Source organism: Collinsella sp. AF37-9 (genome assembly GCF_003475115.1).
In the GTDB taxonomy this organism is placed as follows: domain Bacteria; phylum Actinomycetota; class Coriobacteriia; order Coriobacteriales; family Coriobacteriaceae; genus Collinsella.
Genome location: NZ_QROQ01000057.1, coordinates 308 through 1,789 on the forward strand (window position 1 = coordinate 308; position 1,482 = coordinate 1,789).

2 protein-coding genes and 1 pseudogene are annotated in these 1,482 nt (G+C 54.5%); all 3 read right to left on the reverse strand.

Going from position 1 to position 1,482, the window contains the following annotated elements:
• Window positions 1-190: 190 nt before the first annotated feature.
• Window positions 191-490, reverse strand: coding sequence for a type II toxin-antitoxin system YafQ family toxin (locus DW024_RS10450; RefSeq protein WP_117641041.1), 300 nt, complete (start codon window positions 488-490; stop codon window positions 191-193).
• Window positions 487-762: a type II toxin-antitoxin system RelB/DinJ family antitoxin gene (locus tag DW024_RS09860; RefSeq protein ID WP_117641040.1), complete on the reverse strand. Its 276-nt coding sequence runs from the start codon at window positions 760-762 to the stop codon at window positions 487-489. Before DW024_RS09860 ends, DW024_RS10450 begins: the two co-directional genes overlap by 4 nt.
• Window positions 763-970: 208 nt before the next feature.
• Window positions 971-1,482: pseudogene (locus DW024_RS10135) on the reverse strand (hypothetical protein); the annotation flags it as partial.

Sequence of the window (1,482 nt, forward strand, 5' to 3'; positions counted from 1 at the left end):
ACGCCCGGCTCGTAGTACGTCGCGCCCGCGATGATGAGGCTCTCCGCGCCCGCTGCATAAGAAGGCCCGCCCAGCAAAACGCATAGGCAGGTAATCGTCATTGTGCAGCTACATATCCAACAAGATTGAACAAATTGGATGCCATTAGGTTGAAATCCGAATGGTTTTGGTGGTTTCGATATTAAGGGAATTATCGGAACAGCTCATCATGGCTGCCAGTGCGTTCAAAGAAAGCTACCTCTTCGTTTGATGACCATATGACAAGCCAGTCGCCAGAGTTTGCTACGTGACATTCGTTTCGCCCTGCCCAGTTGCCGCTTAGCCGGTGCATATTATGACGTCGCTTTAATATGTCCATTGACTCAGGTGTATTCTGTAGCACCAGGTCAATTAGCTTTTGAAGCTCAGATAAATCCCATTTACGGCGCTTTGCTTTTTTCTTTAAATCTCGGGAGAAGGCTGCAGAGAACTCTGCGGTTAACGTGCTCATTGTGCCATCGCCGCAGCGATCAGATCGGCGCCATTGTCAAAGCGTCCTTTTTTGCCAGATGCAAGAAAAGCGTCCCCCTCGCGAATGGCCTCAAGGCTTTCGGCACTGGGCTCCTCAGGGGCAAAAGTCAACGGGATGCGATGGGTGTTGACCATTTGCTTGAAGAAAGCGCGAGTCACGGACGACAAATCAAGTCCATAGTAATCAGCAACTTCCGCCGCCTCGCGTTTGAGGTCGTCGTCAACCCTGATGGTTAATGTTGAGCTTGCCATTTTTAGACCTTCCAATCGCGTGAGTGTACCCTTAGTATAACGCACATACAATAGTTGATTATGTTATTGCAAGTAATTACATAGTCATTTAAGTGGTATGGCACGTCATACATTGCATGCACGAAAAAGGCAACGCTCCCTATCCGGAAATGTTGCCCTTAAAGCTTCAACAGAGGTCTTGTATTGCAGCTAGGTGCGTCGCGCAGTCTCAGCAGCGATATGTGGCACCAAAAAGCACCAACCCCAGCAGGAATAACGATAAAGATGCAGCGATCCAGTTGCAGTCGCCGGTCTTGGGGAGTGCCGCAGTTGTCGCGGTGGCAGCCTTGGGCTTGGTTGTCTTGGCGACCGTGGTCTTGGTTACTGTCTTTGTTGTCTTGGTTGGCGTGGCCGCGTGTTTCAGAGAGGGATTTGCCGTGGGGCCTGTGGTGGGCTCTCCGGCTGCGGGGCTAGCATCGGTGGGTGACTTTTCCGCGCTATCGCCAGTCACCTCGCCCCCACCGGTCTCCCCCGCCGGCGCCGTGGCGCCCTTGGGTTCAATCACCACATGCTGTGCCACCGCACCGGCAGCATCCACCACGCCACCAGCACCAAAAGCCCCGCCAGCAGGCGCCACAAATCGCGCGGACACAAGCGACCCGCCCAAGCACGCAACGCCGCCGTCGGCACCGGCCGCATCAAGCCACGAGGCGTCGACGGAAAGCCGACAGCCGGCCGCAC